General features: G+C 70.9%; 29 protein-coding genes. 9 read left to right on the top strand and 20 right to left on the bottom strand.

Features of this window, described 5'->3' with window-relative positions; all coding sequences use genetic code 11:
• Nucleotides 1–124 precede the first annotated feature (124 nt).
• The 4 genes from ACRDSK_RS17600 to ACRDSK_RS17585 all read left to right on the top strand — a co-directional run bounded on the left by ACRDSK_RS17600 (nt 125) and on the right by ACRDSK_RS17585 (nt 3,433).
• On the top strand, nt 125–1,075 hold the full coding sequence (locus ACRDSK_RS17600; protein ID WP_431442135.1) for a zinc-binding dehydrogenase: 951 nt from the start codon (nt 125–127) through the stop codon (nt 1,073–1,075).
• 17 nt (nt 1,076–1,092) lie between these two features.
• Nucleotides 1,093–1,665, top strand: coding sequence for a cob(I)yrinic acid a,c-diamide adenosyltransferase (locus ACRDSK_RS17595; protein ID WP_431442134.1), 573 nt, complete (start codon nt 1,093–1,095; stop codon nt 1,663–1,665).
• A gap of 77 nt (nt 1,666–1,742) precedes the next feature.
• Nucleotides 1,743–2,555 carry an intradiol ring-cleavage dioxygenase gene (locus tag ACRDSK_RS17590; RefSeq protein ID WP_431442133.1) on the top strand — a complete coding sequence of 271 codons (813 nt, stop codon included), beginning with the start codon at nt 1,743–1,745 and terminating at the stop codon, nt 2,553–2,555.
• A 56-nt stretch (nt 2,556–2,611) separates the two neighbouring features.
• Nucleotides 2,612–3,433 (top strand): DUF1206 domain-containing protein, encoded by an 822-nt coding sequence (locus ACRDSK_RS17585; protein ID WP_431442132.1) that lies wholly within the window; start codon nt 2,612–2,614, stop codon nt 3,431–3,433.
• Between the two features lie 22 nt (nt 3,434–3,455).
• On the opposite strand, the gene ACRDSK_RS17580 is transcribed toward ACRDSK_RS17585, so the two are convergent.
• From ACRDSK_RS17580 to glyA, 14 genes are all read right to left on the bottom strand, one after another.
• The gene (locus ACRDSK_RS17580; protein WP_431442131.1) at nt 3,456–3,899 is read right to left on the bottom strand and encodes a DUF2550 domain-containing protein; all 444 of its coding nucleotides are present in this window, start codon (nt 3,897–3,899) and stop codon (nt 3,456–3,458) included.
• A 296-nt stretch (nt 3,900–4,195) separates the two neighbouring features.
• On the bottom strand, nt 4,196–4,564 hold the full coding sequence (locus ACRDSK_RS17575; RefSeq protein WP_431442130.1) for a F0F1 ATP synthase subunit epsilon: 369 nt from the start codon (nt 4,562–4,564) through the stop codon (nt 4,196–4,198).
• A 30-nt stretch (nt 4,565–4,594) separates the two neighbouring features.
• Nucleotides 4,595–6,037, bottom strand: coding sequence for a F0F1 ATP synthase subunit beta (gene atpD, locus ACRDSK_RS17570; protein ID WP_431442129.1), 1,443 nt, complete (start codon nt 6,035–6,037; stop codon nt 4,595–4,597).
• A gap of 3 nt (nt 6,038–6,040) precedes the next feature.
• On the bottom strand, nt 6,041–6,988 hold the full coding sequence (locus tag ACRDSK_RS17565; RefSeq protein WP_431442128.1) for a F0F1 ATP synthase subunit gamma: 948 nt from the start codon (nt 6,986–6,988) through the stop codon (nt 6,041–6,043).
• Between the two features lie 13 nt (nt 6,989–7,001).
• A complete protein-coding gene (atpA, locus tag ACRDSK_RS17560; protein WP_431442127.1) occupies nt 7,002–8,648 on the bottom strand; it encodes a F0F1 ATP synthase subunit alpha in 1,647 nt (548 codons plus the stop codon).
• A gap of 62 nt (nt 8,649–8,710) precedes the next feature.
• Nucleotides 8,711–9,529, bottom strand: coding sequence for a F0F1 ATP synthase subunit delta (locus ACRDSK_RS17555; protein ID WP_431442126.1), 819 nt, complete (start codon nt 9,527–9,529; stop codon nt 8,711–8,713).
• A complete protein-coding gene (locus ACRDSK_RS17550) occupies nt 9,529–10,044 on the bottom strand; it encodes a F0F1 ATP synthase subunit B (RefSeq protein WP_431442125.1) in 516 nt (171 codons plus the stop codon). The genes ACRDSK_RS17555 and ACRDSK_RS17550 overlap by 1 nt, the downstream gene beginning before the upstream one ends.
• Nucleotides 10,044–10,541 carry a F0F1 ATP synthase subunit B gene (locus ACRDSK_RS17545; RefSeq protein ID WP_431442124.1) on the bottom strand — a complete coding sequence of 166 codons (498 nt, stop codon included), beginning with the start codon at nt 10,539–10,541 and terminating at the stop codon, nt 10,044–10,046. Before ACRDSK_RS17545 ends, ACRDSK_RS17550 begins: the two co-directional genes overlap by 1 nt.
• On the bottom strand, nt 10,542–10,808 hold the full coding sequence (atpE, locus tag ACRDSK_RS17540) for an ATP synthase F0 subunit C (RefSeq protein ID WP_431429846.1): 267 nt from the start codon (nt 10,806–10,808) through the stop codon (nt 10,542–10,544).
• A 75-nt stretch (nt 10,809–10,883) separates the two neighbouring features.
• The gene (gene atpB, locus ACRDSK_RS17535; RefSeq protein WP_431442123.1) at nt 10,884–11,612 is read right to left on the bottom strand and encodes a F0F1 ATP synthase subunit A; all 729 of its coding nucleotides are present in this window, start codon (nt 11,610–11,612) and stop codon (nt 10,884–10,886) included.
• Entirely contained in the window at nt 11,605–12,009 is a 405-nt protein-coding gene (locus ACRDSK_RS17530) for an ATP synthase subunit I (protein ID WP_431442122.1), read from the bottom strand. Before ACRDSK_RS17530 ends, atpB begins: the two co-directional genes overlap by 8 nt.
• A gap of 24 nt (nt 12,010–12,033) precedes the next feature.
• The gene (locus ACRDSK_RS17525) at nt 12,034–12,240 is read right to left on the bottom strand and encodes an AtpZ/AtpI family protein (protein WP_431442121.1); all 207 of its coding nucleotides are present in this window, start codon (nt 12,238–12,240) and stop codon (nt 12,034–12,036) included.
• 221 nt (nt 12,241–12,461) lie between these two features.
• A complete protein-coding gene (locus tag ACRDSK_RS17520; protein WP_431442120.1) occupies nt 12,462–13,616 on the bottom strand; it encodes a glycosyltransferase family 4 protein in 1,155 nt (384 codons plus the stop codon).
• A complete protein-coding gene (gene glyA, locus ACRDSK_RS17515; RefSeq protein ID WP_431442119.1) occupies nt 13,616–14,902 on the bottom strand; it encodes a serine hydroxymethyltransferase in 1,287 nt (428 codons plus the stop codon). Before glyA ends, ACRDSK_RS17520 begins: the two co-directional genes overlap by 1 nt.
• Before the next feature lie 85 nt (nt 14,903–14,987).
• Between glyA and ppk2 the strand changes: the two genes are divergently transcribed.
• Together ppk2 and ACRDSK_RS17505 are read left to right on the top strand one after the other, a co-directional pair.
• Nucleotides 14,988–15,770, top strand: a complete 783-nt coding sequence (gene ppk2, locus ACRDSK_RS17510) for a polyphosphate kinase 2 (protein ID WP_431442118.1) — start codon at nt 14,988–14,990, stop codon at nt 15,768–15,770.
• 14 nt (nt 15,771–15,784) lie between these two features.
• Nucleotides 15,785–16,750, top strand: coding sequence for an NAD(P)-dependent alcohol dehydrogenase (locus ACRDSK_RS17505; RefSeq protein ID WP_431442117.1), 966 nt, complete (start codon nt 15,785–15,787; stop codon nt 16,748–16,750).
• 14 nt (nt 16,751–16,764) lie between these two features.
• Here ACRDSK_RS17505 and ACRDSK_RS17500 read toward each other — a convergent pair whose 3' ends face one another.
• Together ACRDSK_RS17500 and ACRDSK_RS17495 are read right to left on the bottom strand one after the other, a co-directional pair.
• The gene (locus ACRDSK_RS17500; RefSeq protein WP_431442116.1) at nt 16,765–17,415 is read right to left on the bottom strand and encodes an L-threonylcarbamoyladenylate synthase; all 651 of its coding nucleotides are present in this window, start codon (nt 17,413–17,415) and stop codon (nt 16,765–16,767) included.
• Between the two features lie 23 nt (nt 17,416–17,438).
• The gene (locus ACRDSK_RS17495) at nt 17,439–18,260 is read right to left on the bottom strand and encodes a hypothetical protein (RefSeq protein WP_431442115.1); all 822 of its coding nucleotides are present in this window, start codon (nt 18,258–18,260) and stop codon (nt 17,439–17,441) included.
• Nucleotides 18,261–18,327: 67 nt separating this feature from the next.
• Between ACRDSK_RS17495 and ACRDSK_RS17490 the strand changes: the two genes are divergently transcribed.
• Both ACRDSK_RS17490 and ACRDSK_RS17485 read left to right on the top strand, forming a co-directional pair.
• Complete coding sequence (locus ACRDSK_RS17490; protein WP_431442114.1) at nt 18,328–18,954, top strand: hypothetical protein; 627 nt, start codon at nt 18,328–18,330, stop codon at nt 18,952–18,954.
• Between the two features lie 59 nt (nt 18,955–19,013).
• Entirely contained in the window at nt 19,014–19,484 is a 471-nt protein-coding gene (locus ACRDSK_RS17485) for a hypothetical protein (protein ID WP_431442113.1), read from the top strand.
• Nucleotides 19,485–19,486: 2 nt separating this feature from the next.
• Here ACRDSK_RS17485 and prmC read toward each other — a convergent pair whose 3' ends face one another.
• From prmC to rpmE, 3 genes are all read right to left on the bottom strand, one after another.
• Complete coding sequence (prmC, locus tag ACRDSK_RS17480) at nt 19,487–20,350, bottom strand: peptide chain release factor N(5)-glutamine methyltransferase (RefSeq protein ID WP_431442112.1); 864 nt, start codon at nt 20,348–20,350, stop codon at nt 19,487–19,489.
• Nucleotides 20,351–20,460: 110 nt separating this feature from the next.
• Nucleotides 20,461–21,537, bottom strand: a complete 1,077-nt coding sequence (gene prfA / locus ACRDSK_RS17475; RefSeq protein WP_431442111.1) for a peptide chain release factor 1 — start codon at nt 21,535–21,537, stop codon at nt 20,461–20,463.
• A gap of 76 nt (nt 21,538–21,613) precedes the next feature.
• A complete protein-coding gene (gene rpmE / locus ACRDSK_RS17470; protein WP_431442110.1) occupies nt 21,614–21,832 on the bottom strand; it encodes a 50S ribosomal protein L31 in 219 nt (72 codons plus the stop codon).
• Nucleotides 21,833–22,068: 236 nt separating this feature from the next.
• On the opposite strand from rpmE, the gene ACRDSK_RS17465 reads away from it, so the two are divergent.
• Entirely contained in the window at nt 22,069–22,476 is a 408-nt protein-coding gene (locus ACRDSK_RS17465) for a hypothetical protein (RefSeq protein ID WP_431442109.1), read from the top strand.
• Here ACRDSK_RS17465 and rho read toward each other — a convergent pair.
• The coding region (gene rho / locus ACRDSK_RS17460) for a transcription termination factor Rho (RefSeq protein WP_431442108.1) at nt 22,463–23,981 on the bottom strand (1,519 nt) is incomplete at its 5' end. The genes ACRDSK_RS17465 and rho overlap by 14 nt on opposite strands.

The following is a 23,981-nucleotide window of genomic DNA, read 5'->3' as shown; positions in this document are numbered from 1 at the left end:
GCCCGCGCCGGTCGGGCCCGCGGCACCGGGCGAACCGCCGGCTCCCACCGCGCCACAGGAACCGGGCGAGCCGCCCGCGCCGAAGGATTGACCTCCACCTAGGTCGAGGTTGCACGCTGGGGTCATGCGTGCGGTGTGGATGACGGAGTTCGGCGGGCCGGAGGTGCTCGTCGCGCGGGAGGAGCCCGACCCGGAGGCCGGGCCGGGACAGGCGTTGGTCGACGTGGCCTACGCGAACATCACGTTCGTCGAGACGCAGGTACGGGCCGGGCGCGGGCCGTTCCCGGTGACGCCGCCGGTGGTCCCCGGCAACGGCGTGGGCGGCGTGGTCGCCGCGGTCGGCGACGGCGTCGATCCCGGGTTGGTCGGCACCACGGTGGTCAGTGCGACCGGCGGCTCGGGCGGCTACGCGTCGCGGGTCGCGGTCGACGCCGCCGGCGTGCTCCCGGTGCCGGCGGGCGTCGCGCTCGACGCGGCGACCGCGCTGCTCGCGGACGGGCGTACGGCGACCCTGCTCGTCGCCACGGCGGAGCCGAAACCGGGCGAGCGCGTGCTCGTCGAGGCGGCCGCCGGCGGGGTCGGCAGCCTGCTCGTGCAGCTGGTGAAGGCGGCCGGCGCGCACGTCGTGGCCGCGGCCGGCGGGACCCGAAAGCTCGCCGTCGCCCGGGAGCTCGGCGCCGACGAGGTCGTGGACTACCGGTCGCCGGGCTGGGCGGAGCGAGTCGGCGCGGTCGACGTCGTGCTCGACGGAGTCGGCGGGGACGTCAGCCGGGCGGCGTTCGAGCTGCTCCCCCGCGGCGGCCGGATGTTGAGCTACGGGCTGGCGAGTGGCGGCTGGAGCCCGGTCACGCCGGAGGAGGCGGCCGAGCGGGGAGTCACGCTGCTGCGTACCGACGCGACGCCCGAGGAGATGCGCGGTCACACCGAGAGCGCGCTGGCCGAGGCGGCTGCGGGGCGGCTGCGACCGTTGATCGGGCAGCGCTTTCCGCTCGACCGGGCGGCCGACGCGCATGCCGCGATCGAGTCGCGCGCCACGGTCGGCAAGACCCTGCTGGAGGTCGATCCCCCGGCGTAGACCCGTATCGTCGGGCCATGGCCGTTCACATCACTCGCGTGTACACCAAGGTCGGCGACGACGGCACCACCGCGCTCGGCGACGGGCACCGGGTGCCCAAGACCGACCCTCGGCTGGCGGCGTACGCCGACGTGGACGAGGCCAACGCGGCGATCGGCGTCGCGGTCTCGATGGGCGGGCTGCCCGAGGAGATCGTCGAGGTGCTGCGCGGGGTGCAGAACGACCTGTTCGACGTCGGCGCCGACCTGTGCGCGCCGGTCGTGCCGGACCCGAAGTACCCGCCGCTGCGAATCACCGAGCCCTACGTCGAGCGGCTCGAGGGCTGGTGCGACGACTTCAACGCCCGGGTGCCGAAGCTGAGCTCGTTCATCCTGCCGGGCGGCACCGCGGGCGCGGCCCTGCTGCATGTGGCTCGCACGGTCACCCGGCGCGCGGAGCGCAGCGGGTGGCGGCTCGTCGAGGCCGATGCCGAGCGCACGAACACGCTGGCCGTGAAGTACCTGAACCGCCTGTCCGACCTGCTGTTCGTGCTGTCCCGGGTGGCCAACCCGGACGGCGACGTGCTGTGGGCACCCGGCGGCGGGCGCTGAGCGGGCGCACAGGAACCGCACAGGCGCCGCAAAGCCGCCCCGGGCACGATCGAACCGACGACAAGGAAAGGTTCGACATGCACGACCACGACCGGGGCCTCGAGTTCGACCTCGCGACCCTGCGCAGCAGACGCAACGTCCTGGCCCTCTTCGGCGGCGCGAGCCTGGCCGTGCTCGCGGGCTGCGGCACGGGATCCGACGCGGCACCGACCCCGACGAGCACCGCGGGTACGACGGGCGGAGGCGCGGGCACGACGGCGGCCGGGTCGCTCGAGGAGATCCCCGAGGAGACCGCCGGTCCGTTCCCCGGCGACGGCTCGAACGGGCCCAACGTGCTCACCGAGAGCGGCATCGTCCGCTCCGACATCCGGACGAGCTTCGGCGACGCGAGCGGGACGGCCGACGGCGTGCCGCTGCGCTTCGAGCTGACCGTCGTCGAGGCGGACACCGGCGCCCCGCTGGCCGGCGCGGCGGTCTACCTGTGGCACTGCGACCGCGACGGCGCCTACTCGCTGTACTCCGACGCGGCCGCGGACCAGAACTACCTGCGCGGCGTGCAGGAGGCCGACGAGGCCGGGAAACTGGCGTTCAGCAGCATCTTCCCGGCCGCCTACTCCGGGCGGTGGCCGCACGCGCACTTCGAGGTCTACCGGAGCCTCGGCGACGCCACGTCCGCCGGCGCGAAGCTGACCACCTCACAGCTCGCGCTCCCCCAGGACGTCTGCGAGGCGGTGTACGCCACCGACGGCTACGACCAGAGCGTGCGCAACCTCGCGGGGACCTCGCTGGAGCGCGACAACGTGTTCAGCGACGGCTGGGACACCCAGCTCGCCGAGGTCACCGGTGACGTCACCACCGGCTACCTGGCCACGCTGACCGTGCCCGTGTAGGCGCGATTACTGCGAACGGCCCGTTCCGTCTGGCCGGATGTGGGTAGCACTCCGCCATGTCAACCAGGACTCAGGCGACGACGCGTGCGAAGAACAGCACGACATTCCAGGTGTTGGGCCGCGGCGGGATGGTCTGCTATGGCGTGGTCCACCTGCTCGTGGCGTACCTGGCAGTGCGGGTGGCGGTCGGCGACGGCGGCCAGCAGGCCGACCAGCGCGGAGCCGTCCAGGAGGTCGGCTCGACCGGGATCGGCGGGTTCCTGCTGTGGGTGTTGGCGATCGGCCTGTTCGCCTTCGGTGCCTGGCAGCTGCTGCTCGCGGCGACGGGCTATCACTGGATCGGCAAGAAGGGCAAGCGCACCCGCAAGCGGATCGGCGCCGCGGTCCGGGCCGCGATCGGGATCTCGCTCGGCGTCACGGCCGTGTCGTACGCTTCCGGGTCGGGTGGCACCGGGTCGGGCAACGAGCAGCAGCAGACGCTGACCGCGAAGCTGCTCGCCCTGCCGGCCGGCCCGTACATCGTGGCCGCGCTGGCACTCGCCGTCATCGGGTACGGGCTGCACGACGTGTCGAAGGGGTTTCGCAAGTCGTTCCTGCGCGACCTCGACCTGACCGACCTACCGGCCGGCACACAGCAGTGGGTGCGGCGGTTGGGAGTGCTCGGCTACCTCGCGAAGGGCGTCACGTTCGGCATCGTTGGAGTGCTGATCGGCATCGCGGCCCTGACCCACGACCCGAAGGAGGCCGGCGGCCTGGACGCGGCGCTGCGCACGCTCGCGGCCCAACCGTTCGGGACGGCGCTGCTGATCGCGGTGGCGCTGGGCCTGGCCGCCTTCGGCGTCTACTGCTTCGCGGCCGCCAAGGCGCACAAGACCTAGGAGACAGTGCCAGGAGACCGAGCTAGGAGACCCAGGGCAGGCGGCCCGGCGGGGCGGACTCCAGCCAGGAGAGGAAGCCCGTCAGCGCGTCCGGGCTCATCGCGATCTCCATCTCCGGTTCGATCGTCGCGCCCTGGGGGTCGGTGAAGCGGAGCACCCGGGTGCCCGGCGGCATACCGTACAGCTCGGCGCCCGACGGGTCGCGGCGGTCGGCGATCTCCAGGCCGCTGCGGTGCAGCACGCGGTCCGGACCCGGTCGCAGGCTCAGCACGCGGAACCAGACGAACTCGTCCCCGTGGTAGCGGCCGACCCCGAGATGCCAGCCCTTGCCCGTCGGGTCCAGGCGGGTGCGCAGCGCGGCGTGCACGCCGCCCGAACGCAACGCGCGCAGCCTACGCAGAGTGAGATATCCGAGCACGCCCAGACCCAGTACGAGGACCGCTCCGACTACGACGCTGATGTCCACGGCCCGCTCCCGGCCTCAGCCCAACGGCCCTGTGGCGTGGGATCCGCGGACGGCGCCGGCACAAACGCCCAGCCAGGTGAGTGGCGCGACCGTGACCAGCTCGAGAGACACGCCGCACCTCCTCGTCCGGGGCATCGATCCGGGGGCTCTCGCAGTGTAATTGGTCTGTCGACGACGTCACCACTCAGGCCGCTCTTCACGTCGGTGGGCCACGTCACCCGGCCCGTCTGTCCGAAGTGGACCGAAACGACGACGCCCCCGGCGGGTGCCGGGGGCGTCGGTCGTGGAATCGCTGGTCAGACCGCCGAATGGCCGGCCGCACGCAACTGGGCGCGGCCCCGGTTGCGCACTTCCTCGTCCTCGCTCTGGAAGTCGCGTTGCGCCTGCTCGACGTCGACCTCCTCGGCCGGTTCGGCCGACTCCGCCAAGATCGTCACACCCTGCTCCGTAACGGACAGGAACCCGCCGTGGACGGCGGCGCGGAACTCCTCACCGTCCGCCGAGTCGATCCGGACCATCTCGCCCTCGATGATCTCGGCGACCAGCGGGACGTGCCGCGGCAGGATGCCGATCTCGCCGGCCGTGGTCCGGGCGAACACGAACGTGGCCTGCCCTTCCCAGAGCAGCCGGTCCGGCGCGACCAGCTCGACGCGCATGTCAGCCACGTGGGTCTCCTTCGCTGCGGCGGTCCGGCGTCACTTCTTGGTGAGCTCGTTGTACTTGCGGTCGAGGTCCTCGAGCCCGCCGATCAGGAAGAACGCCTGCTCCGGATAGTGGTCGAAGTCGCCCTTGGTGAGCTTGTCGAACGCCTCGATGGTCTCCTTGAGCGGCACGGTCGAACCCGGCTGCCCGGTGAACTGCTCCGCCGCCATCATGTTCTGCGACAGGAACCGCTCGATCCGCCGCGCCCGGCCGACCAGCTGCTTGTCCTCTTCGGACAGCTCGTCGATACCGAGGATCGCGATGATGTCCTGCAGGTCCTGGTAGCGCTGGAGAATCCGGATGACCTCCTGCGCGACCGCGTAGTGCTCGTCGCCGACGATGGCCGGGTCGAGGATGGTCGAGCTGGACGCCAGCGGGTCCACCGCCGGGAAGATGCCCTTGGAGAACACTGCCCGGGAAAGCTCCGTGGTGGCGTCCAGGTGGGCGAACGTGGTGGCGGGCGCGGGGTCGGTGTAGTCGTCCGCGGGCACGTAGATCGCCTGCATCGAGGTGATCGACCGGCCCTTGGTCGAGGTGATCCGCTCCTGCAGCTCGCCCATCTCGTCGGCCAGGGTCGGCTGGTAGCCCACCGCGGACGGCATGCGGCCGAGCAGCGTGGAGACCTCGGAGCCGGCCTGGGTGAACCGGAAGATGTTGTCGATGAACAGAAGGACGTCCACGCCCTTCTCGTCCCGGAACCACTCCGCCATGGTCAGCGCGGACAGCGCGACCCGCATGCGGGTGCCCGGCGGCTCGTCCATCTGCCCGAACACCAGCGCGGTGTCCTTGAGGACGTTCGCCTCCTGCAGCTCCAGCCACAGGTCGTTGCCCTCACGGGTGCGCTCGCCGACGCCGGCGAACACCGACGTGCCACCGAAGTTGCGGGCGATGCGGTTGATCATCTCCTGGATGAGCACCGTCTTGCCCACGCCGGCGCCGCCGAACAGGCCGATCTTGCCACCGCGCACGTACGGGGTGAGCAGGTCGACGACCTTCAGGCCGGTCTCCAGCATCTCGGTGCGGCCCTCGAGCTGGTCGAACGGCGGCGCCGGGCGGTGGATGCCCCAGTGCGTGAGGTCCTTGCCGTAGCCGGGCTCGTCGAGGCACTCGCCGAGCGCGTTGAACACGTGGCCCTTGACCTCGTCGCCGATCGGCACGGAGATCGGCTTGCCGGTGCTGACGACCTCCTTGCCGCGCACCAGACCATCGGTGGGCTGCATGGAGATCGTGCGCACGACGTTGTCGCCGAGGTGCTGGGCGACCTCGAGGGTCAGCGTCTTGGCGAGCTCTTCGAACTCGACCTCGGCGTGCAGGGCGGTGAACAGCACCGGCATCGCGTCGCGGGGGAACTCGACGTCGACGACCGGGCCGGTGATCCGCAGGACGCGACCGGCGGTCGTCCCTGACGAAGTCGCAGAGGAAACAGTGGCAGTCATAGGTCAGTCATCACTTCCTGCGGCGGCCGCGAGCGCGTCAACGCCCCCGACGATCTCGCTGATCTCCTGGGTGATCTGGGCTTGGCGGGCCCGGTTGGCATCGAGGGTCAGGTCCCGGATGAGGTCGTTCGCGTTGTCCGTGGCCGCCTTCATCGCGCGGCGCCGGGACGCGGACTCCGAGGCCGCGGCCTCCAGCAGGGCCGTCCACACCCGAGCGGACAGGTACCGCGGCAGCAGCGACCCGAACAGCTCCTCGGGGTCCGGCTCGAACTCGTAGGACGGCGTCGGCCCGACGTCCTCCGCGCCGTACTCGACCTCGATCGGCGCCAACCGGTGCGCCACCGCGGTCTGCGTGAGCATGCTGCGGAACTCGGTGTAGACGATGTGGATCTCGTCCGCGTTGAGCACCTCGCCGTTGTCGGTGCCCAGCGGCGCGGCGTCGTCCTCGGCGTACTCCGTGCCGGCGAGGAACGCGGCGACGAGCTCGTGCGCCGCCTCCGCCGCGTGGGCGTACTCCGGTCGCTCGGAGAACCCGGACCACGAGTGGACGATCGGGCGCTGGCGGAACTTGTAGTAGTTCACGCCCTTGCGGCCGATCACGTACAGCAGCGGCTCCTTGCCCTGCCCCTTGAGCAGGGCCATCAGCTCTTCCGCCCGGCGCAGGACGTTGGCGTTGTAGCCGCCGCACAGCCCGCGGTCGCTGGTCACCACCAGCACCGCGGCGAGGTCGCGGTTCTCCCGCTCGACCAGCAGCGGGTGGTCCAGCGCGGCGGTCTCGGCCAGCGCGGACACCACGTCGGTGATTCCGTCTGTGTACGGCCGCGCCGCCTCGACCCGGGCCTGGGCCTTGGCGATTCGCGAGGTGGCGATCAGCTCCTGCGCCTTGGTGATCTTCCGCATCGACTGGGTCGCGCGGATCCTGCGGCGGAGGATGCGTACCTGTGCTGGCATGTCGGCTACCCGATCACTTCCGGGCCGGCGCGGCGCGCCGGACCTTCACCGACTCGCGGCCGACCTCGCTCTCGTCCATCGCCTCGGCCTCCGGCTCGTTGACGACCGAGCTGCCGTCCGCCGCGGTGAACTGCTCCTTGACCGCGTTGATGGCGTTGACGAGGCGCTCCTCGTTGTCCTCGGACAGGTCCTTGGTGTCGCGGATCTCCGCGAGCACGCCGGCCTCGTTGTGGCGCATGTGCTCGAGCAGCTCCGTCTCGAACCGCCGCACGTCGCCCACCGGGACCGAGTCGAGGTGACCCCGGGTGCCGGCGTAGATCGCGACGACCTGCTCCTCGGCGGGCAGCGGCGAGAACTGCGGCTGCTTGAGCACCTCGACCAGCCGCGTGCCGCGGTCCAGCTGGGCACGGGAGGCGGCGTCCAGGTCGGAGGCGAACGCGGAGAACGCCTCCAGCTCACGGAACTGGGACAGGTCCAGGCGCAGCGAGCCGGCCACCTTGCGCATCGCCTTGATCTGCGCGGAGCCACCGACGCGGGACACCGAGATGCCGACGTTGATGGCCGGGCGGACGCCCTGGTTGAACAGGTCGGTCTCGAGGAAGCACTGGCCGTCGGTGATCGAGATGACGTTGGTCGGGATGTAGGCCGACACGTCGTTGGCCTTGGTCTCGATGAGCGGCAGGCCGGTCATCGAGCCGCCGCCCAGCTCGTCGGACAGCTTCGCGCAGCGCTCCAGCAGGCGGGAGTGCAAGTAGAAGACGTCGCCGGGGAACGCCTCGCGGCCCGGCGGGCGGCGCAGCAGCAGCGAGATCGCGCGGTAGGCCTCGGCCTGCTTGGTCAGGTCGTCGAAGACGATCAGGACGTGCTTGCCCTGGTACATCCAGTGCTGGCCGAGTGCCGAGCCGGTGTAGGGGGCGAGCCACTTGAAGCCGGCCGAGTCGGACGCGGGCGCGGCGACGATCGTCGTGTACTCCAGCGCGCCGGCGTCGTCGAGCGCCTGGCGGACACCGGCGATCGTGGAGCCCTTCTGGCCGATCGCGACGTAGATGCAGCGCACCTGCTGCTTCTCGTCGCCGGTCGCCCAGTTCTCCTTCTGGTTGATGATCGTGTCGACGCAGACCGCGGTCTTGCCGGTCTTGCGGTCGCCGATGATCAGCTGGCGCTGGCCGCGGCCGATCGGCGTCTGCGAGTCGATCGCCTTGATGCCGGTCTGCAGCGGCTCCTTCACCGGCTGCCGGTTGATCACGCTCGGCGCCTGCAGCTCGAGCGCGCGGCGCTCGTCGGAGGCGATGTCGCCGAGGCCGTCGATCGCCTCGCCGAGCGGGTTCACCACGCGGCCGAGGAAGTCGTCGCCCACCGGCACGGAGAGGACCCGACCGGTCCGCTTGACCGGCTGGCCCTCCTCGATCTTGTCGAACTCACCGAGGATGACCGCGCCGATCTCATGCACGTCGAGGTTCTGCGCGACACCCAGCACGCCGCCCTCGAACTCCAGCAGCTCACTGGTGATGGCCGATGGGAGGCCCTCGACCCGGGCGATGCCGTCCCCGGCGAGGGTGACGGTGCCCACCTCCTCGCGCGAGGTCTCGGGCGAGAAGGTGGAGACGTAGTTCTCGATCGCGCTCCGGATCTCGTCTGAGGAGATCGTCAGCTCCGCCATGGCTCTCTGGTCCCTGCTCTCTTTGCTCAACCTGGTTTGTGGGGCTCGAGTGCGACCCGCACTCAGCCCGACAGCTCCTGTCGCGCCCGCGCGAGCCGCGTCGCGACGCTGCCGTCGATCACTTCGTCGCCGACCCGGATGACCAGCCCACCCAGCTGGTCCGGGTCGAGCTCCACCTGCACCGAGACGGCCCGGCCGTACATGCGCGACAGCGCGTCGGTCAGCCGCCGCTCCTGCTCGGCCGACAGCGGCGCGGCGGCGGTGACGCGAGCCACGGACCGCTCACGTCGGGCCGCGGCGAGCTCCGCGAGCTCGTTGACCACCGCGTCCAGCGTACGTCCGCGCGGCACCCGCACGGCCTGCCGGAGCAGCTCGAGCGTGACCGGCTTGACCTTGTTCGCCACCAGCCCGTCGAGCAGCTCCATGCGGCGCTGCTCGGGCTGCTCCTCGTCGGCCAGCAGCTCCCGCAGCCGGGTCTCGGAGTCGAGGACACGGGCGAACCGGAACAGCTCGTCCTCCACGTCCTCCAGCGAGCCGTCCTGTGCGGCCACCGCCAGCTGCGCGCGCCGGGCGAGCGCCTCGGTGGCGTCGACCAGGTCGCCCGCCCGCGACCAGCGGGCCGAGACGAGGCCGTTCAGGATCTCCACCACGGCGTCGGAGACCTTGCCGCCGAACACCGTGTCGACGAGCCGCCTGCGCTCCGCCGGGTCGGTCGCCGGGTCGGCCAGCAGCCGCCGCAGCGCCCGCTCGCGGACCAGCACGACGTCGACCTCGAACAGCTCGCCGGCGATCGCGGCCACGCCGTCGGCACCGGTGCCCTCGAGCTGCTCGTCGAGCCGCGTCCGGGCGTCGGCCAGGGCTTCCCTACTCGCGGCCTGCATCACGCATCACCCCTGCCAGCCGCGACCTTGCCCTCCGGGGCGGCCATGGCCTCGAGCTCGTCGAGGAACCGGTCGACGGTCGCCTTGCGCTTCGCGTCCTTGGACAGGTGCGTCGCGACCAGCTCGCCCGCCGACTCGGCGGACTGCTGGCCGATGCGGGCGCGCAGCTCGCGGATGACCTGCTGGCGCTGGTTGGCGAGGTCCTCCTCGCCACGCTGCCTGATCCGCTCGATCTCCCGCTCGGCCTGGGCCCGCATCTCCTCGACGATGCGCTGGCCGTCGGCGCGGGCCGTGTCGCGGATCTTCGCCGCCTCGGTCCGCGCCTCGGTGAGCGCGTCGCTGTACTGCTTCTCGGCCGCGGCCAGCCGCTCGCCGGCCTTCTCCGCGTCCTCGACCTGCTTGGCGACCGTCTCCTGCTGGTCGGTCATGATCTTGCGCACCGGCGGCACCACGTACCGCCAGATCACGAACAGCACGACCAGGAAGGCGATGAGCTCGCCGATCCACTCAGCCATCAGCGTTTTCTCCCACCCGCCGCGACGTTCTCCCCGACGATCCGGCTCGCGAGTGCCCGCGCCAGCTCGGCGACCTGCGGCTCCAGGTCGCCGACGACCCGCTCCCGCTGGCCCGCGAGCTGCTCGTCGCCCTCGCGGCGGACCCTGGCCACCTCGGCACTGGCCTCGCCACGCAGCTCGTCGAGGTTCTTCTGTCCCTCGGCACGGGCCGTGTCGCGGATCTTGCCCGCCTCCGCCCGTGCCTCGGCCAGCGCCTCACGGTGCCGCTGCTCGGCCGCCGCGAACTTCTCGTCCGCCTTCTTGCTCTCGTCGATCTGCCGTTGCACCATGTCGCGGCGATCCGCCATGGCCTTGCGAACGGGAGGAACGACGAACCGCCAGATCACGAAGAGAACGACCGCGATGATGATCGACTCGACGATGATGGTGGCGTTCGGCAGCAGGAAGTTCGGCCTCTCCTCCTCCTGCGCCAGAAAGAGCGCGCTCGTGCCCAGCATTTAGGCGCCGGCGAACACGAAGAGGAGCAGGGCGGCGAATGCGACGTTGATGAAGTAGTTGCCCTCGGCGAACGCGACGGTCATGAAGAACGGCGTGTACAGCCGGCCCTGGGCCTCCGGCTGCCGGGCGACGCCGGCCACGAGCTGGCTACCGGCGAGGCCGTCACCGATGGACGCACCGGCGGCACCGCCGGCGAGGGCGAGGCCACCACCGATGTAGGCACCCGCGGTGGCGATCGCGTCTCCGAGTTCAGCTCCCTGTGCCACGAAATTCTCCTAATCTTTCTCAGTAATGCGTCTGGTCGAATGGGTTTGGAAGAACCGGTCGAGAATCCGGAAGGATCAGTGCGCTTCCTCCCGGTCCTCCATCGACTGGCTGAAGTAGATGATGGTCAGGAAGGCGAAGATGAACGCCTGCACCAGACCGATGAAGAGGTCGAACAACTTCCAGCCGGCGGTCGGCAGCCAGGTGATGTAGAACGGGATCAGCGTGAACAGGCTCAACATCACGCCACCGGCGAAGATGTTGCCGAAGAGCCGCAGCGCGTGCGAGACGACGCCGGTGATCTCCTCGAGGAACCACATCGGCGCGAGCGCCGGGTTGTGTCCCTTGGCGACGTGCATGAACTGCTTGCCGAAACCGCCGTGCTGGCGGGCACCGGCGACCTGGCGCCAGAAGAACACCATCAGCGCCAGCGGGTAGACGAGGTTCACGTCCGCGGTCGGCGGTGGCAGGTAGTGGTGCAGCGGCAGGATGACGAGCCAGTTGCAGACCAGGATGAAGATGAAGAGTCCGATCGAGAGCGGCACCAGGAACGGCGCCGTGCGCACGCCGATGCTCGTCTCGACCTGGTCGCGCAGGAACTTGGTCACGCCCTCGAAGAACAGCTGCGGGCCGTTGGGCACGCCGGAGGTGACCCGGGAGCGCACCCACAGGCCGAGCCCGATCACGACGGCCGCGGCGACCAGCGTGCCGAGGATCGTGTCCGCGTGCAGCGTCAGGCCGAAGACGTGCCATTCCGAGTGGACGCCGACCTCGATCGTCTCGGCGGCGAGCACCGTCTCACTCATTGTTGTGCCGCTCCTTGATGACCGGCATCGCGGTGTTGGCGATGATGATGACCTGGAAGACCGCGAGTCCGAAGAACACGCCGAGGCCGTCCGGGCGGACGAAGATTCCGAGCGCGACAGCGATCGCGGTGATCCACATCAGACGCTGGACGGAGGAGAAGCCGACCGCCTTCTTGCTGGGGTTGCCGCTGGCGATGACCTTCGCCACGGAACGCTGCAGCAGCCGCGTGTTGAGCAAACCGAGCGCCAGTCCGACCACGCCGAGAATGCCCATCACGATGTGCCCGAGCAGGCCGCACACCACCAGCCCGACGACACCGACGGCGGCCGCTATCAATACCGGTCGCCGGAGGTTGACCACGGTCGCGGCCGGCACGTTTGCCGCCGCGGCTTGCATGGCTGACACGATCGAACCTCGACCTCAATTCCTCATGAATCGCCGGAACTTGAAATACGCGTAGAAGCAGGCGCTCGTGATTCCGATCACGAGACCGACAAGAGCGAAGATAGGCAGGGTGCCCGCTTTGGAGTCGATGAACCAACCCAGCAACATTCCGCCTGCGACCAGGACCGCGATCGCGGAGCCGACGCCGAGAAGCTCTCGTGGGCTGGGCGGCGTTGGTGTCACGACGACCAGGCCTACCGGCAGGCTATAGGCACGTGATGATCACTCATGCGCAAGCTCCTTGTCGGTCGAAGCGACGGCAGAGGTGTTGTTGGAACCCTGGCGGATCCAGCCGTCGCGGGCCGGCGTGTCCCCATGTCTCCTTGGGGACGAATCGCACGCTATCACACGATTCTCGGGCCCCCGGAGGTGGCCTGAGGTGCGAACTCCGGGGTCTCACAAGGTCAGGATCGACCGCTCTCGCGCAGTCTCGGGATGGCGGAGATGACGAGTGCGACGAGGAGCCCGATGCCCGTCCCCCAGGCGACCGCGAACGCGTCGAAGATGGTCAGCGCGACCGCTCCGAAGGCGAGCACCGCGGCCCACAGGTAGATGAGCAGGACCGCCCGGCGCTGCGAGTGGCCGATCTCCAGCAGCCGGTGGTGCAGGTGCATCTTGTCCGCGTGGAACGGGCTCAACCCCTTGCGGGTGCGCCGGATGATCGCCAGCAGCAGGTCCAGCAGCGGCACGAACAGCACCGCGGCCACCACCAGCAGCGGGGACAGCAGGGCGATGGTCTGCGTCTGGTTCAGGTCGGGCACCCGGCCGGACGCCGAGGTCGTCGCGGCGGCCATCATCAGGCCCATCAGCATCGACCCGGAGTCGCCCATGAAGATCCGGGCCGGTTGGAAGTTGTGTGGCAGGAAGCCGAGACACGCGCCCGCCAGCGTGGCCGCGATCAGCGCCGGCGCGTAGTTGTTCACGTCGCCGCCGGTCTGCTTCAGCAGGTTGAGCGAGAAGGCACAGGTCGCGGTGGCCGAGATGAGCCCGATGCCGGCGGCGAGGCCGTCGAGGCCGTCGACGAAGTTCATCGCGTTGACCATCGTGACGACCAGCAGCACGGTGACGATCGCGCCCTGGTTCTGGTCGAGCACCAGCCGGGAGCCCAGCCCGTCCTCCGCGCCCCACGGCACCCAGAGGATCACCCACTGCAGGCCGAACAGCACCAGGATGCCCGCGCACGTGGTCTGTCCCGCGAGCTTGGTGAGCGAGTCCAGCTCGTAGCGGTCGTCGAGCATGCCGATCAGCACGATCAGCCCGCCGCCGATGAGTACGGCGGTCGGGTCGAGCGTGTACTCGAACGCCCGGCGCAGCACCGGCAGCTGGTGGGCGAGGAACATGCCGCCGCAGACGCCCATGTACATCGCGAGCCCGCCCAGCCGCGGGATCGGCACGGTGTGCACGTCTCGCTGGCGGGGGTGGGCGACCGCGCCCCAACGGATCGCGAGGCGGCGCACCAGCCCGGTGAACAGGAACGTGAGCACCGCCGTGGTCAGCGCCACCAGCAGGTACTCCCTGATCGGGAGCCCGGCCGGGAGGAACTCCTGCGCGAGGACCACTAGCCCGCGTCCCCGGGATAGGCGGGGTTGGCGGCGGCGAGGCGGCCGACGGCCGAGACCACGTCGGCCAGCTCCGCGTCACCGGCCCCGGTGCCCGGCTCGGCCCGCACGGCACGACCGATCAGCCGGGCGATCTCGGCCATGTCCGGCTCGGTCATGCCCTGCGTCGTGACGCTGGGCGAGCCGATCCGGATGCCGGACGCGGTGGCCGGCGGGGCCGGGTCGAACGGGATCGCGTTCTTGTTCAGCGTGATGCGCACGGCGTCGCAGCGGCGCTCCGCCTCCGCGCCGGTGAGGTCGAGCGGCCGGACGTCGAGCAGCGCGAGGTGGGTGTCGGTGCCGCCGGACACCGCGCGCATGCCCTCGGCCTCCAGGCCCTTGGCGAGCGCGGTGGCATTGGCCACCACCTGGCCGGCGTAGCCCTGGAAGTCCGGAGTGGACGCCTCGCGCAGCGCGACCGCCTTGGCGGCCACCGCGTGCATGAGCGGACCACCCTGGGCGAACGGGAACACCGCCTTGTCGATCGCCTTCGCGTGCTCGGCGCGGCAGAGGATCATGCCGCCGCGGGGGCCGCGCAGCACCTTGTGCGTGGTGAACGTCACGACGTCGGCGAACGGCACGGGCGACGGGATCGCCTTGCCCGCGACCAGACCGACGAAATGCGCGGCGTCGACCATCAGGATCGCGCCGACCTCGTCCGCGATCGAGCGGAACGCCGCGAAGTCGATCAGCCGCGGGTAGGCCGTGGCGCCGGCGATGATCAGCCGCGGCTCGTGGGTCAGCGCGAGGTCGCGGACCTGGTCGTAGTCGATGAGCTCGGTGTCCGCGCGCACCCCGTAGGCGACCGGGCGGAACCAGGAGCCGGAGAAGTTGACCTTCGAGCCGTGGGTGAGGTGGCCGCCCTGCTTGAGGTCCATCGCGAGCACGACGTCGCCCGGCTCGCAGAAGGCGGCGTACGCGGCGAGGTTCGCGCTCGCCCCGGAGTGCGGCTGCAGGTTGGCGTGCTCGGCGCCGAACAGCTCCTTGGCGCGCGCGATGCCGATCTCCTCGGCGACGTCGACCTGCGCGCAGCCGCCGTAGTAGCGCCGGTTCGGGTAGCCCTCGGCGTACTTGTTGGACAGCGTGGAGCCGAGTGCGGCGAGCACGGCCGGGCTCGTCAGGTTCTCGCTGGCGATCAGTTGCAGCCCGCCCCGCAGCCGCTCGAGCTCGCCGAGCACGACATCGGCGATCTCGGGATCCGTGCTGGCCAGGGCGTCGAAGTCCGGGCCCCAGAACGGCGTGTCCAAGCCTGTAGCACTCTCCGCGGTCGGTTGGTGGCGGCACTTGTTGCCGAGCCAGGCTACCGCGCCGGATCGGGGTTACGGTTCGGTGGTGACGAAGCTGAAGAGGGCGGAGTACGAGGACGAGCTGGCCCGGCTGCATCTCGAGCTTGTGAAGCTCCAGGACTGGGTCAAGGCGCGCGGGTTGCGGGTGGTGGTCCTGTTCGAGGGGCGGGACGCGGCGGGCAAGGGTGGCGTGATCAAACGGATCGCCGAGCCGCTCAACCCGCGCATATGCAAGATCGCCGCGCTCGGCACGCCGACCGAGCGCGAGAAGTCGCAGTGGTACTTCCAGCGCTACGTCGCGCACCTGCCGGCGGCCGGTGAGATCGTCCTGTTCGACCGGTCCTGGTACAACCGCGCGGGCGTCGAGCACGTGATGGGGTTCTGCAACGAGCAGGAGTACTGGGAGTTCCTTCGGGCGGCGCCGGAGTTCGAGCGGTTGCTGATCCGGTCCGGGGTCACGCTCGTGAAGTACTGGTTCTCGGTGTCCGACGAGGAGCAGGAGCGGCGGTTCCAGGAGCGGCTCGCCGACCGGACCAAGCGGTGGAAGATCTCCGACATGGACCTGGAGGCCCGCCGCCGGTGGTTCGAGTACTCGAAGGCGAAGGACGAGATGTTCGCCCACACCGACGTCGAGGACTCGCCGTGGTGGGTGGTCGACGCGGACAGCAAGCGCAAGGCGCGGCTGAACTGCATCTCGCACCTGCTGTCGGTGGTGCCGTACGAGGACGTGCGGCCCGCGAAGCTGGAGCTGCCGCCGCGCCAGCCCGCCGATCCGGGCTACCAGCGCCCGCCGCTCGACTCGATGCGCTGGGTGCCGGCGAAGTACTAGGGCAGGAGGCCCGCGTGCGAGCGATCGTCCAGGCTGGCTACGGCGGCTCGGACCGGCTCCGCGTCGCCGACGTCCCCGACGCGGTCCCTGGCCCGGGTGACGTGTTGCTCCGCGTCCGGGCAGCCTCCCTCAACGGCTCCGACCGCGAGAACCTGGCGGGGACGCCCTTCTACGCCCGGCTGAACGGACTCCGCAAGCCGCGCGACCCGGTCCCGGGATCCGACGTCGCGGGCGTCGTGGTCGCCGCCGGCGCCGAGGTGACCGCGTTCGCACCCGGCGACGAGGTGTTCGGCGAGCTGCGCGGCTACCGAGGCGGCCTCGCGGAGCTCGTCGCGACGCCACCGGATCTGCTGGTGCGGCGGCCTGCCGGTCTGTCGGCGGTCGAGGCGGCGGCGATCCCGCAGGCGGGGTGCATCGCTCTGCGCGCGGTCGAGGGGGTCGGTGCCGGGGACCGCGTGCTCGTCAACGGGGCGGGAGGCTCGGGCGGCGGCTTCGTCGTCGGGCTGGCGAAGCACCGTGGGGCCGTGGTGACCGCCGTGGACCACGGGTCGAAAGCACCGTTCCTGCGCGCCATCGGGGCAGACGACACCGTCGCGTACGAGGCGGAGGACTGGACCACGCACCGCGGCCGGTACGACCTGGTCGTCGACCTCGTGGCGCACCGCTCGCCGTTCCGGGTTCACGCGGCGCTCTCGCCCGGCGGCGCGTACCGCCTCGTCGGCGGCCGGATGCGCGTGCTTCTCGCGACCGTCACCGTCGGACCGGTCCTCGGCCTGGTCACCCGGCGGCGGGTCGGTGTGCTCGTCGTGCCGCAGTCCCAGGCGGCATTGGAGCAGGCCACCGCGCTCGTCACGGCGGGCGCCGTCGCGCCCGTGGTCGACTCGGTCGTTCCGCTCGAGGAGGCCCCGGCCGCGTTCGCGCGCCTCGGCGCCGGCCAGGCGCGGGGCAAGGTGGTCGTGGAGATCGCCGGCGACGGCTGACCAGCCACGCGCGGCTAGCTCGCCGTGCGGACCTCGCCGCCGATCACCTCGGAGACGGCGGCAAGGCTGACCGCGCCCTCGCGCAGCACGACCGGCTCGTCGCCGGACAGGTCCACGATCGTGGAGGGCACCGGTTCGCCGGACGGGCCGCCGTCGAGGTAGACCGCGACCGACGCGCCCAGCTGAGTGCGGGCCTCGTCGACCGTCGCCGCCGGCGGGTGGCCGGACCGGTTCGCGCTGGACACGGCCATCGGGCCGACCTCGCGGAGCAGCTCGATCGCCACCGGGTGCAGCGGCATCCGGAGCATGACCGTGCCGTGGCTGCGGCCGAGGTCCCAGGACAGCGACGGCGCGTGCGGCAGCACGATCGACAGGTCGCCCGGCCAGAACGCCTCGATCAGCGCCCGCGCCGGCTGCGGCACGGACAGGACGAGCCCGTCGATGGTCGTCCACGAGCCGACCAGCACGCCGACCGGCATGTCCGGGCCCCGGTTCTTGGCCGCCAGCAAGGACTTCACGGCGTTCGAGGAGAATGCGTCCGCGCCGATGCCGTAGACGGTGTCGGTCGGGATCACCACCAGTCGCTCGCCCCGCACCGCGCTGGCGGCGGCCGCCAGCCCGTCGGCCCGCTCCTGCTCGCGGCCGCAGTCGTAAACAACGCTCACAGGCGAGACAGTAGCCCTCGGGGTCAGACGCCGTAGCGGGTGATGCGTGGCGCCAGCTCGTCCGCGCGGCGGCGCCAGGTCTGGCGGCGGAAGCGCCACACGGTCGTGAACAGCAGCGTGCCACCGCCCACGACGCCGGCGACCACCAGGGTCGGGCTGGCCGTCAGGCCGCCCGCGACGACCGTGATCAGTCCCAACGCGACGGTCAACACGGCCAGGCTGACGGCGATCCCCTCCGGCGCCCAGGTCCACCGCCGGCCCAGCTCGACCTCGCCGCGCAGCTGCTCGGCGCCGCGGTCGAGCTCCTCGTCGTCGACGTGCAGCGACAGGATTCGCTCCGCCGCCTGCTCGCAGATCTCCAGCTGCTGCTCGCTCGTGATCACCAGGGTGTCGTCGGCCGTACGGGAGCGGCTCTGCTCGGCCACCGAGTACCAGGCGCTGGCGAGGTAGTAGCGCAGCGTCGGGTCGCTCGGCCGGTCGGCGACGAGGTGCTCCAGGTCGGCGATCGAGCTCGCGGCCTGGCCCTCGCCGATCTGCACCTGACCGAGGCCGAGCTTGGCCAGCAGCGCCGCCACGCCGCCAGCGGGCAGTGCCCGCCGGTAGTGCTCGTCAGCCTCGCGCCACCTGCCGCGCGCGAGGTGAACGTCGCCGATGCCCACCTGATCGAGTGGATGTTCACGAGATCGGGCGGCGGACTCGAACTTCTCCAGCGCTTCGTCGAGCCGGCCGTCGAGCAGGGCGGACCTGGCCGCGTCGGCGTCCCGGCGGCCGGGTACCTCCTCGTCCGGGAGGTTGTCGGGCACCAGACGCCATTTGACGATGACGTCCTGCCACGCTCGAAGCATTGGATCACCCCGTGCCGGCACGTTACTCTCGGTAGACCGTTGTCGGGGGATGGTAGAGGTGAAAGTGGTGGCGAGCGTGCGGTCGCTCAGCTCACGGTGGCTCGCGGCGTGTTGTGCCGCGGTGTACGTCGTGGTGAGTACCGTGCTCGGCGCGGCTCTGCTGGTGCGGCCGGAGGTGCCTTCGATCGCGGGTCCCGCGCCGCCGACCCACGTCGTGGACAACGGCGACCGCGAGTCGACGTCGACCAGCCGCCCGCCGCCACAGGGCTTCCAGCGCGTGGCCGGCCCGGCCGAGGTCTCGACCGTGATACCGGTCGGCTGGCGAATCGCCCGAGCCGGCGGCCCCGGCGCGATGCGCGCCTCCGACCCGGCCGACGCCGGCCGCTTCCTCGGCTACGGCGGCGCCCCGACCGAGACGACCGACATCGCCCAGCTGCACCTCGTGACCGAGACCCAGTTCGCCGACCGCACCACGGACTACGAGCGAATCAGCCTGCGCCGCGCGGTCTACGGCGGCCACCCGGCCATCGAGTGGGAGTACACCCACGACGACGGCAGCGGCGAGCAACACGTCCGCGCGCTGTACTGGCTCGTCGACGGCGTCGAGTACTTCGTCTACGCCTCCGGCCCGCAGGCCCAGTGGCAGCGCATGCAAGACATCTACGACGCGATGGTGGCGAACTCCCGCCCCTGAGCTGCCGTAACGGCCGCCCGCTCGCCCGCGACTGTGGGTTGAGATCGGAGGGCGGCGGCGTGAGCAAGAAGACCACGGCAGCGGCGGCGCTCGGCACCGTCTCGGTCCTCGCCGCGGTGGTGGCGTTCTTCGCGGACGTCACGACCATCGCGGACTTCTTCGACGACTCCGACACCACCGAACAGCCGGCGACGAACGTGGACTCCGGCTCGTCGGGCCAAGTCCCGGAGCAGTTCCTGGGAGCCTGGGGCGGAACGGTGCCGCGGTCCATCTACACCTACTCGATCACGGTGACGATCACTCCGGGTCCGACCGGCACCAAGGTGGCTGACGTCCGCTACGGCCCGTGTGGCGGTTGGTGGAGCCTGCAGACGGCGTCGCAGGACCAGCTTCGCGTGGTCGAGGTGCTGACCTCCGGCCATCAATATTGTGTGGACAGAGCCACGATCGAACTGTCGCTCCAGCCCGACGGCACCATGCGGTTCCAGGCCGCCAGCACGCAGTACGCGGGGGTCCTCAGGCGAGCGTGAGGTCAGGAGTGCCGAGCCGTCACGTATCTGGGGCAGCCGTTCAGGTCCTCGTGATCCTCGACTTCCGTCAACACGCGCCGAGCGGCCAGCAGCGCGGGCACCGACTCGACGTGGGTGTCGTCGTGCTCCATCGCGAACGCGCCGCCCGGACGCAACAGCCGAGCCGCGGCCGCGACCACGTGGCGGATCACCGCCAAACCGTCCGCGGGCGCGAAGACCGCGTCGAACGGGTCGTGCTCCCCCACCTCCGGCGGCACCTCGACGCCCATCGGCACGTACGGCGGGTTGCACAGGACCAGGTCCACCCTGCCGTCGAGGTCCACGAGCAGCGTTGGGTCGGCGACGTCGCCGTGGTGCAGGGCTATCGGGCGGTCGCCGGCCGTGGCGCGGGCCTCGGCGTTGCGACGTGCCCAGGCCAGCGCAGAGTGGTCCAGCTCGACCGCGTACACGGTCGCGTCCGGGCGCTCGTGGGCGAACGCCAGCGCGAGCGCGGCCGAGCCGGTGCACAGGTCGACCACCAGCGGGTCGGACACGGCCGCGACCGCGCCCAGGCCCCACTCCAGCAGCAGCTCGGTCTCCGGCCGCGGCACGAACACGCCCGGGCCGACATCGACGGTGACGGCACCCATGGCCGCCCAGCCGAGCAGGTGCTGCAGCGGGACGCGCTTCGCCCGCCTGTTGACCAGCTGGCCGATCGCGTCGATCACCTGCGGGTCGACGAGCGGCACCAGCGGCAGCCTGCCGCGCTCCACGCCGAGCACGTGCGCGGCGATCAGCTCGGCGTCGACCCGCGGGGACGCCACACCGGCGGCGGCGAGGATGCGCTCCGCCTCGATGATGGCGAGCCGCAGCGGCTGTCGGGTCACTAGTCCGCCTCCCCGGAATTCAATGCGGTCGTCGCGTCCCGGCGATTAGGTGCGGACGGTCAGTGGTTTGTGGCTGGGTTACGTCACGGTACCCCTGAGGTTCCGTTTGGTCAGTGCGAGACTTGGGCACCTTCCAGGCGCTCGTCACGATCGGCGGCGGCCAAGGCGTCGAGCACGCCGTCCAGGTCGCCGTCCAGCACGTGGTCGAGGTTGTACGCCTTGTAGTTCACCCGGTGGTCGGAGATCCGGTTCTCCGGGAAGTTGTAGGTGCGCACCCGCTCGGACCGGTCGACCGTGCGGACCTGGCTGCGCCGCGTGTCCGCGGCCTGCTTGGCGGCCTCCTCCTCGGCCACCGCGACCAGCCGGGCCCGCAACACCTGCATGGCGCGGGTCTTGTTCTGCAACTGACTGCGCTCGTTCTGGCAGGACACCACGATCCCGGTCGGCAGGTGGGTGATCCGCACCGCCGAGTCGGTCGTGTTGACGCTCTGCCCACCCTTGCCCGACGAGCGGAACACGTCGACCCGCAGGTCCTTCTCGTCGATCTCGACCTCGACGTCCTCGACGTCCGGGTACACGAGCACCCCGGCCGCGGACGTGTGGATCCGGCCCTGCGACTCGGTGACCGGCACCCGCTGCACCCGGTGCACGCCGCCCTCGAACTTCAGCCGCGACCACACCCCGTCCGCGGCGGGCGTCCGGCTCTTGATCGCGACCGTGACGTCCTTGAACCCGCCGAGCCCGGTGTCCGTGCCGTCCAGCACCTCGGTCTGCCAGCCGTGCCGCTCCGCGTACCGCAGGTACATCCGCAGCAGGTCGCCGGCGAACAGGGCCGACTCGTCGCCGCCCTCCCCCGACTTGATCTCCATCAGCAGGTCCGACGAGTCGTGCGGGTCGCGCGGCAGCAGCAGCTCGGTGAGCCGGGCCTCGAGCGCCGGGACCCGCTCGGCGAGGGACTCCGCCTCCGCGGCGAACGTCTCGTCCTCGGCGGCCAGCTCGCGCGCGGCGGTCATGTCCTCGCGCGCCGACTCCAGCTCGCGCAGCGCCTTCACGGTCGGCGTCAGCTGGGCGTAGCGGCGGCCGAGCTTGCGGGCCCGGTCCTGATCGCCGTGTACCGCCGGGTCCGCGAGCGCCTGCTCCAGCTCCGCGTACTCGCCCAGCAGCTCCTTGAGCGACGTCGAGTTCACTCGACCTCCCCTCCACACCGGCTCGGACACGAAAACGGCGCCCACCCGAGGAGTCGGGTAGGCGCCGAACGCGAAGCTACTTGGACTTCTGCCGCTTGCCGTAGCGGGCCTCGAAGCGAGCGACCCGGCCGCCGGTGTCCAGGATCTTCTGCTTGCCCGTGTAGAACGGGTGGCAGTTCGAGCAGATCTCGACGTGGATGCTGCCCGACTTCTTGGTGCTGCGCGTGGTGAACGTGTTCCCACAGCTGCAGGCGACCTCGGTCGCGACGTACTCGGGGTGAATACCGGTCTTCACAGATCTTGCCCTTTCTCACTGGCCGCCGGGTCCCCGATCGTTCGGGGTGAACCGGAGCCGGACTCGACCTAACAGTCTGCCAGATGACCTGGCTTACCCTGCAACACGCCCCGACAAGGGGATATTCCGACGGCCGAGCGACCGCTCGCCGTTCGGCGCCGGCCTTCCGCCGCAGCGGCAAGCTCGTTCACCGAAGTCAACCGATCGTGTTCGTGACCTCGGGACACACTGCTCGGGTGCTGTCCGGCATCCTCGACATGTCCGGCCGGCCGCTCTCGTTGCGCGCCTGGCTGGCCATCCCCTTCCTCTTCGCGACCGCCGTCCTCGGCGTGGTCGCGGTCCTCGGCGTGCTCATCGACGCCGAGTGGCAGGCGACCCTCTCGAGCGCGCTGTGCGGCGCCGCGGCGGCGGTCACCGCGCTGGTCGACGTGCACCCGCGAACCTGGCCGGCCTGCCGGCGGCGCTGCCTGCGGGTCGCCTACCCCACCGCGATCTTCGCCTTCGGCCTGCTGTTCGGCGGGTTCACGGTGCCGACCTGGGTGGCAACGGCGATCGGCCTGCCGGCACTGGTCACCTTGGTGATCCTGTGCCGGCAGGCCGATGCGGACGACGCTGCGGACGAGGACGAGCTCAGTCGTCGTTGACGGACGGCGTGTTCTTCGCCACCTGCATGAGGAACTCGATGTTCGTGCGGGTCTTGCGCAGCTGGGTCAGCAGCAGGTCGATGGCCTGCTGGTTGTCCAGCGCGTGCAGCACCCGACGCAGCTTCACGGTGACCGCGAGCTCGTCCGGCGGAAGCAGGAGCTCCTCCTTGCGGGTGCTGGACTGGTCGACGTCGACAGCCGGGAAGGTCCGCTTGTCGGCGATCTTGCGGTCCAGCTTCAGCTCGGCGTTGCCGGTGCCCTTGAACTCCTCGAAGATCACCGTGTCACCCGCGGAACCGGTCTCCACGAGCGCCGTCGCGAAGATCGTCAACGAGCCGCCGTCCTCGATGTTGCGGGCCGCGCCGAGGAACCGCTTGGGCGGGAACAGCGCGGTCGAGTCGACACCACCGGACAGGATCCGGCCGGACGCGGGCGCGGCCAGGTTGTAGGCGCGGCCGAGTCGGGTGATCGAGTCGAGCAGCACGACCACGTCGTGGCCCATCTCGACGAGCCGCTTGGCCCGCTCGATGGACAGCTCCGCGACCGTGGTGTGGTCCGACGGCGGGCGATCGAAGGTCGAAGCGATGACCTCGCCCTTCACCGACCGCTGCATGTCGGTGACCTCTTCCGGCCGCTCGTCCACGAGCACGACCATGAGGTAGACCTCGGGGTTGTTCGTGGTGATCGCGTTCGCGATGGCCTGCAGCACCATCGTCTTGCCGGCCTTCGGCGGCGACACGATCAGCGCGCGCTGACCCTTGCCGACCGGCATCACCAGGTCGATGACGCGGGTGGTGAGGATGTGCGACTCGGTCTCGAGGCGCAGCCGGTCGTTCGGGTAGAGCGGAGTCAGCTTGGTGAACTCGGCGCGGCCCTTGGCCTGCTCCGGGTCCAGCCCGTTGATCGTCTCCACCCGCACCAGCGGGTTGAACTTCTGCCGCTGCTGCTCGCCGTCGCGCGGCTGGCGCACCATGCCGGTGATCGCGTCACCGCGGCGCAGGCCGTACTTGCGGACGAGCGAGAGTGACACGTAGACGTCGTTCGGCCCGGACAGGTAGCCCGAGGTCCGCACGAACGCGTAGTTCTCGAGCACGTCGAGCACGCCGGCGACCGGCAGCAGGACGTCGTCCTCGCGCACCTCGGTGTCCGGCGACTCGTTGCGGCCGCTCCCGCTGCCGCGCCGACGGCGGTCCCGGAAGCGCCGACCGCGGCGCCGGCCGCCGTCGTCATCGTCGTCGTCCGGGCCGTTGTCGCGGTTGTCCCGTTCGCGGTTGTCCCGGTTGCCCTGGCCCTGGTTGCGGTTGCGGTCCCGGCCGCCGCCCTGGCGGTCCTGGTTCCGGTCGCCACGGTCACCGCCGCGGTCGCCACCACGATCGCCGCGGTCGCTTCCCCGGTCGCCGCCCCGGTCGCCGTCGCGGCGGCCCTCCTCGCGCTTGTCGGAACCGCGCTCGTCGCGCTTCTCCTCGCGCTGCTCGGTGTCCGGAGCGCCGGCCGCACGGCCGGAC

Source organism: Actinophytocola sp., from assembly GCF_050699915.1.
Lineage (GTDB): Bacteria > Actinomycetota > Actinomycetes > Mycobacteriales > Pseudonocardiaceae > Actinophytocola.
Note: the sequence above shows the minus strand (reverse complement) of the source record. Positions and strands in the feature narration are given on the sequence as shown.